This window comes from Lysinibacillus sp. TE18511, from assembly GCF_054062295.1.
The window spans coordinates 1-6,508 of sequence record NZ_JBSSFD010000080.1 but is presented as its reverse complement, the minus strand read 5'-3'; the positions used below and the strand labels follow the sequence as shown (position 1 = coordinate 6,508).

Sequence of the window (6,508 nt, the reverse complement as noted above, 5' to 3'; positions counted from 1 at the left end):
GCGTCCGATGAGCCGCTTCACTCGCGTTGCTCGCTCCAGGGTCTCATCTGTGACGCTGATCCCCAAGGAGTCGCCCAGCCTCCACTCCAATCAACACTAATATATTTATTTCATGTTTTCTATTAGATACTTCGAAGGTAATGAAATTGTTATATGAGTCTATTCATATTCCTGAGAATAAACCATTAAAAGAAGTTTTACTAAACTCGCCTGACATAAGAAAATATCACGAAGGTTGGGGGAGAAAGGGAGATGAAGTGTTGATTGCTTTTAACACAGAAAATCAAACTGTTGGTGCAGTTTGGTACAGATTGTTTGATGACCATAATAAAGGTTATGGTTATATTGATGGCAACACGCCTGAAATAGGAATGGCTGTTTCAAAAGAAGTAAGAGGAAGAGGGGTGGGAACTATACTGATGCATGAAATAATTCAACAAGCAATGGATGAAGGATACAATACAATTTCTCTCAGTGTAGACCTCGAAAATGACACGGCCATTAATATGTATCAAAAACTAGGCTTTAAAGATTATGAAGTAGTAGGGACATCAAAAACAATGATTTATAAATTTTAGTGTTCTCTAGAATAAAAAATGTACACGACTAAAGGGTGATTTAGTAATGTACATTTTTTTTGTATTTACTGAGTAGGACTACTACTATGAACAGCGCTTTTTTTCCCTAGTATCATCGTGTAGTAGCTATGTAACAGCATACCAATGATGATGACGCCTAGGCCTGCGAGAGCAATTGGATCTGGGAATGCAATCCCGAGTAATAATACTTCACCAATAATGACAAAGAGTATTTCTGTGGATTGTGTTGCTTCAACTGCTGCAAGCTTGCCTTGATGATCGCGAACACGGTCAGTCGCAATGAAAAATAAAGTTGTCGCGATGACGCCAGAGCTTATACCTACAAGCAATGATTGTGTCACTTGGCTGATTGAGGGAAGCCCAACCGTTGCCATTGCATAAATGGCCATAATAATCCATGCGGGCATCGAGGCGATGGTCATGCCAAGAACTCGTTGATATGTATCGATGCGTCCGCCGCAGACTTCCATCATTTTGCGGTTACCAAGAGGGTAGGCAAAGGCAGCGATGATAACAGGTAAAATGCCAAGCAATAAACTTTTAAATGGAACAGACTGTGCTTGTGGTATTTGAATAAGTAAAATGCCGACTAAAATGACACATGAAATTAGCAATGAAATAAGTGGTATCTTTTGACGTTCTGTTTTCCCAGCGACTACTGAAATAAAGAGGGGAGCTAGTAATACGCCAGCGACAATTGTCAATTGCCATGTGCCAGAAACGAGCCAGCCTGGACCGAATGCTGCTGCAAATGTCAGCGGTGCATAGAATAATACAAATCCGATAAAGCTCCAAAGCATCCAGGCTACAGGCTGTGCTTTCATTTCACCTGAAAGCTGTGTAAATCCTTTGCGATAAAAAACTATAACAAGTAGAAACGGTAGCATGAAAAAGTAGCGCAGGGATGCACTCCATAGCCAGCTACCACCTTGCATTTCCATTGCATGATTTAATATAAAAGTAACAGCAAAAAAAAGTGAGGCTAAAATGCCTAATGCGATTTCTTTCATTTAAAGTCACCTCAAAACCTTTTGTTTAATTTGAAAATTCAGTCATTAATTTTGAAAAAATTACGAAGAAGGGGTAAACCCTACTTCGTAACTATTTTCCTTGTTGTTCAAATAGCTGTACGATTTCAATAATAACTTGTGTTGCTTTTTCCATTGTTTCGGCAGATGCATATTCGAATTTACCGTGCATATTTTCGCCACCTGCAAAAATATTTGGTGTCGGTAAGCCCATGTAAGAAAGTTGAGAACCATCAGTACCGCCACGGATTGGAAGTGTAATCGGTGTAATATCTAACTTTTCCATAGCTGCACGTGCAATATCAACGATTTCTTTTACAGGCTCAATTTTTTCGCCCATATTATAGTATTGATCTTCAATTGTAATGCTTAAAGCATCTTCACCATATTGAGCTTTCATTTTCGCTGCTGCATCAAGCATTAGTTGTTTTTTCGCCTCAAATTTTTGACGGTCATGGTCACGTACGATATAGGAAAGCTCGGTATGCTCGATCGCACCTTTAAAGCCCATTAAGTGAATAAAGCCCTCATAGCCCTCTGTTTTTTCTGGTACAGCATCAATAGGCATTTCATTTTGGAAGGCGATTGCCATTGTGATGGCATTGACCATTTTATTTTTTGCAGAACCAGGGTGTACACTCGTACCTGTTGTCACTACTTTTACACCTGCTGCATTAAAACTTTCGTATTGTAGCTCGCCAAGAGGTCCGCCATCCATCGTATAAGCATAGTCGGCTCCGAATGCAGCGACATCAAATTTATGAGGACCACGGCCGATTTCTTCATCAGGCGTAAAGGCTACACGTAATTTGCCATGTTTAATCGAAGGATTATTTACTAAGTATTCCATGGCAGTCATAATTTCAGCGATACCAGCTTTATCGTCAGCGCCTAATAATGTAGTACCATCCGTTGTAATTAACGTTTGACCTACATAATTTTTCAGCTCAGGGAAATCTGCTGGAGACATCACTAGATTTTCGTTTAGTTGAATATCTCCACCATCGTAATTGTCAATGCGCTGTGGATTCACGTTTGTGCCAGTAAAATCTGTCGTAGTGTCAACATGCGCTAAAAAACCTATAGTAGGCACATCTTTATCTGTATTTGCTTCAAGTGTCGCAAATAAATAACCATTTTCATCTAATGTAATGTCAGTTAGGCCTATTGCAGTAAGTTCATCTTTTAGTACGTGCAATAAGTCAAATTGTTTTTGTGTGGAAGGAGTTGTTTCGCTTGTGAAATCAGATTGTGTATCAATTTTTGCATAGCGAACTAATCGCTCGATTACTTGTTCTTTCATAAGTATGGCCTCCTAATGTGTATGTGTAACTTCTTTCGGCAGATGTCCAAAGACAAAGCCGAATCCAGACGCAATTATGCTGAGGCATAATTGATATTATTGTAACACTTTACTTCGGATTTCGGAATATTGAAGAATGCTTAACGCAATAAGTATTTGGGCACTGTAATATGTCAGCATAATAAACTCATGTGAAAATGGTAAGGGCATAACAAATTTATCAACAGCTAAATAGGAATCTGAAGCGATAAATAGCAGAGCTCCAATCGTTGCAAAAGTCGAACCTGTTTTAATCGCAGTCCAACCCATCGTTAATATGACAGAAATATAGGCAATTACAGCAAAACCAAGCACGACATCTCCTGATGAAAACACTGTACCTACAATCCACACAGCCATGCTCGCCCCGTAAACGAGTAATACAATCTTCGCCCAAGTCGGCACTTGTCGTTCATTCGTAGAAGAGAAGGCGAAGATATAAAAAATATGTCCAATCAAGAAGCTCGTTAGCCCAATTAGAAACCACTGTAGGGTATAATCACCGACCATACAAAACACAAGTCCGATGACAATCAGTAGTTGATATTTTTTAATGCCCAAGTTCTTTTGTGTAGCCGCTAAAATAATGATTAAAAGCATTGGGATAACTTTAAAGACAAGTTTCAAGCTTTCTGCAATTTCGGAAAAGAAAAAAATATAATAGAGGCCAAACAACGTAATGAATGTTAGTAAAATTTTTTTAGACAAATTTCTCATCTCCTTTTCTTTAAAAATTCTTTATCTATGATAGAATTTCCTGTATTCAAAGTTTTAGTTGATACATAAAGAGTTTACTATACACACCTTATGTATGAAACTTTTTTGATATGTAGCCGTAAATAAGTAGACAGTTAGCTAAGAGAGGGTGAACGAAATGACCAAGCTATTATTAGCTTCGGCAGTTATTGGACTAATTGCGAGTGTTTTATTAACACCGCTTATAACGAAAAAGCGAGAAGATGGAAAGTCTAAAAAGGTAATTGGATACTTTTTTATAGGTGTTTTTGTACTAGCATTTTTAGCTACTAGTATAACAGTATATGTGACGAAAATGGATGTGAATTGGCTTGCTTTTTGGCCTGCCATAATTCTATTAACTTTAGGTGGGGCAATCCTTGCAAGTGGCATCGAAAGAAAAATAAAAGGTGTTTTATTTTTAGCTAGTTTAGGTGTTGCGGTGTATGTATTATCAGCGCCTTTATGGAATGCTAACGAAAAATTCAATTCAGCTGAAATGAAGGAAGAGGTTGAAATAAAACCGTTTGATGAAACACAGACACCAGCAAGTGTGCCACCTCAATTTGCGCGTAATAAGATGAAAAAAGCGTTCGGGCAGGTACCGAATACAAGTTATTATGAGCTAGGGCGCTTACAAATTCAAAAAGTGAATGGTGAATATGTCTATATAGCTCCAGTTGAGTTTTCAGGCTTCTTTAAATGGATGAATGGTAAAACGACACCTGGTTACTTTATCATGAGTGCAACGGATTCAGCAGATAATCCTAAATTTGTTGAGCAAGAAATGAAGTATGTTCCTTCAGCTTACTTAAATGCAAATTTAGAGCGTCATATCCGTTTACAACATCCTTACCTTATTTTTTACGGGGATGTACAACTTGAAGTAGATGAAGATGGTAAGCCATACTACATCCAATCATACGGTGATTTTATTTCAGGACGTAATGGCTTTGATGTAAAAGGGATCGTGCTTGTAGATGCGCTGACAGGAAAATCAGAGGTGATTAAGCTAGCGGATGTCCCAGAGTTTATTGATGGAGCGGTTTCGCCTGAGACAGTAAGTTTACAAAATAGCTATTTCGGTAATTATGTTCACGGATATTGGAACAGTAGGTTTGGTAAGAAAGATGTAAAACTTCCTTCTGATGAGGGAACAGAGTCAAATGTCAGCCCAATTTTTGACGAGAAAGGTGATATGTATTATTTCACAGACTTTACGAGTCCTAAAGAGGGTGTCGATTCGATGCTTGGCTATTCATTAACAAATGCTCGAACAGGTGAAGCAACCTACTATACAGGGAATTCAGATGCTTCTTATATGGATTCACAAGGTAATTTGCAAATTATTGAGAAGAAATTTATCGAGAAAAAATGGACTGGAAAAATGCCAGTCTTGTATAACTTCTACGGTGAAGCAAGCTGGCTAACAGCGGTGCTTGATTCAAATGGCTTCTTACAAAATTATTTCATCGTGTCCGCGGCAAATCCTGAAATTTCTGTTTATGCGCCAACTCCTAAAGAGGCATTAAAGTTATATAAAACAGCCTTAAGTCGAGGCGGAAATAAGGTTGAAGGCAGCTCACATGCAGAAGAAAAAAATGCTAGTGGCAAGGTGCTTCGCGTATACAAAGAACGTCTCGGTGACTTTACAGTTGCATCATTTTTACTGAATAACGGAGAAAACTATGTGGTAAGTTCAGAAACAGAGCCTCTTGCAATTTATTTACAAGAAGGTGATGAGGTAATTCTCACTTACGGTGACACAGGAGAGCAGTTCTTACCAGTTCGATCACTGATTATTAAAGGACTACAATAGAAGGAAATCAATTTCGCCTTGGCGTAGAATAAAGAAAAAAGACGATCTAGTTGCAATGCTGCGAAGATCGTCTTTTTTTATGTTGGCTGAGACTCCATATAGTGAAGCATCTTTTCCTGATGATTCGTATAAAGTGTCTTGGCATGATCATTTAACGTAAATATTTCATGTATGTATCCTTGAAGTAATGTATGTTCATGTTTAAAAGAATAAGCGTCTTCATTTTCTATAATATGTACTAATAAAAGGCTATGTAACACAACCACCTCTAGATTTTGCGTATTTGTAATAAATTTTAAGTTAAGGATCGTAGTATGAGAAACGAATTGATTGACGTAATCAATAGCATTCTTATAAACGGTTAAGTCGATATGTGGTTCAAGTCGCTTTCTTAATAATGTGCAATCATTATTTAAGTCTTGGATTTTTAAAAATAAACCTCTTACACTTCGCTTATGTTGTTGTTCTAAGGTACGAGCAAGATGTTTATTGACATAGGACATTTTTACATAGCTCCTTTTTATAATGGTATCATCTATTAGTATTAATGGAATTATATGAAAAGGAAAGAGTCTTTTTGTTTAATTTATATTTAAATTTAACTTCTTTCAGCAAATGTTTTGTATACCGAAAGCGTAGCGGCAGGTACAGAAGTCTCCTACTTCTATAGGTGGAGAGATGAATGCGTTTTTAAGTCTCTATTCAGCTGGTATCCAAACTCCCGCTGAAATAGAGGAACTCAGGCTAATAGCTTCACATCCTGTGAAAACGCCTGAGTGACCAACGTCGTGTTGCTTCGCTTTCGCACAAAAAAACATCGGCAGGCCTAAGCACAAAGCCGATTCCAGACGCAATTATGCTGAGGCATAATTGATTTAGCTTGTTGAGATTTTATGAGAAAGAGATGTATAGTAAAACAAATAAAGTAGTAGCTAGAAGATTACAAGAGTTGTTTATTACTCGAAAAAACACAAAATAGCTTACT

The 6,508-nt window shown here is 37.7% G+C and carries 6 protein-coding genes; 2 read left to right on the top strand and 4 right to left on the bottom strand.

Features of this window, described 5'->3' with window-relative positions; translation table 11 throughout:
• Positions 1-140: 140 nt before the first annotated feature.
• Complete coding sequence (locus ACVWXS_RS25615) at positions 141-578, top strand: N-acetyltransferase family protein (protein WP_456960643.1); 438 nt, start codon at positions 141-143, stop codon at positions 576-578.
• Positions 579-643: 65 nt separating this feature from the next.
• Here the strand turns inward: ACVWXS_RS25615 and ACVWXS_RS25610 are convergent, their stop codons facing one another.
• The 3 genes from ACVWXS_RS25610 to ACVWXS_RS25600 form a co-directional block, all read right to left on the bottom strand.
• Positions 644-1,609 (bottom strand): DMT family transporter, encoded by a 966-nt coding sequence (locus ACVWXS_RS25610; protein ID WP_456960642.1) that lies wholly within the window; start codon positions 1,607-1,609, stop codon positions 644-646.
• Between the two features lie 91 nt (positions 1,610-1,700).
• Positions 1,701-2,930 (bottom strand): peptidase T, encoded by a 1,230-nt coding sequence (gene pepT / locus ACVWXS_RS25605; protein WP_456960641.1) that lies wholly within the window; start codon positions 2,928-2,930, stop codon positions 1,701-1,703.
• A gap of 96 nt (positions 2,931-3,026) precedes the next feature.
• Positions 3,027-3,686 (bottom strand): lysoplasmalogenase, encoded by a 660-nt coding sequence (locus ACVWXS_RS25600; protein ID WP_374964062.1) that lies wholly within the window; start codon positions 3,684-3,686, stop codon positions 3,027-3,029.
• Between the two features lie 157 nt (positions 3,687-3,843).
• Between ACVWXS_RS25600 and ACVWXS_RS25595 the strand changes: the two genes are divergently transcribed.
• The gene (locus ACVWXS_RS25595; protein WP_368638555.1) at positions 3,844-5,523 is read left to right on the top strand and encodes a hypothetical protein; all 1,680 of its coding nucleotides are present in this window, start codon (positions 3,844-3,846) and stop codon (positions 5,521-5,523) included.
• Positions 5,524-5,600: 77 nt separating this feature from the next.
• Here ACVWXS_RS25595 and ACVWXS_RS25590 read toward each other — a convergent pair whose 3' ends face one another.
• Positions 5,601-6,026 (bottom strand): hypothetical protein, encoded by a 426-nt coding sequence (locus ACVWXS_RS25590; RefSeq protein ID WP_456960640.1) that lies wholly within the window; start codon positions 6,024-6,026, stop codon positions 5,601-5,603.
• Positions 6,027-6,508 lie beyond the last annotated feature (482 nt).

Excerpts from the sequence above, each read along its gene's own strand:
- ACVWXS_RS25615 (WP_456960643.1), top strand. The coding sequence starts at position 141 with ATGAAATTGTTATATGAGTCTATTCATATTCCTGAGAATAAACCATTA.
- ACVWXS_RS25610 (WP_456960642.1), bottom strand. The coding sequence starts at position 1,609 with ATGAAAGAAATCGCATTAGGCATTTTAGCCTCACTTTTTTTTGCTGTT.
- pepT (WP_456960641.1), bottom strand. The coding sequence starts at position 2,930 with ATGAAAGAACAAGTAATCGAGCGATTAGTTCGCTATGCAAAAATTGAT.
- ACVWXS_RS25600 (WP_374964062.1), bottom strand. The coding sequence starts at position 3,686 with ATGAGAAATTTGTCTAAAAAAATTTTACTAACATTCATTACGTTGTTT.
- ACVWXS_RS25595 (WP_368638555.1), top strand. The coding sequence starts at position 3,844 with ATGACCAAGCTATTATTAGCTTCGGCAGTTATTGGACTAATTGCGAGT.
- ACVWXS_RS25590 (WP_456960640.1), bottom strand. The coding sequence starts at position 6,026 with ATGTCCTATGTCAATAAACATCTTGCTCGTACCTTAGAACAACAACAT.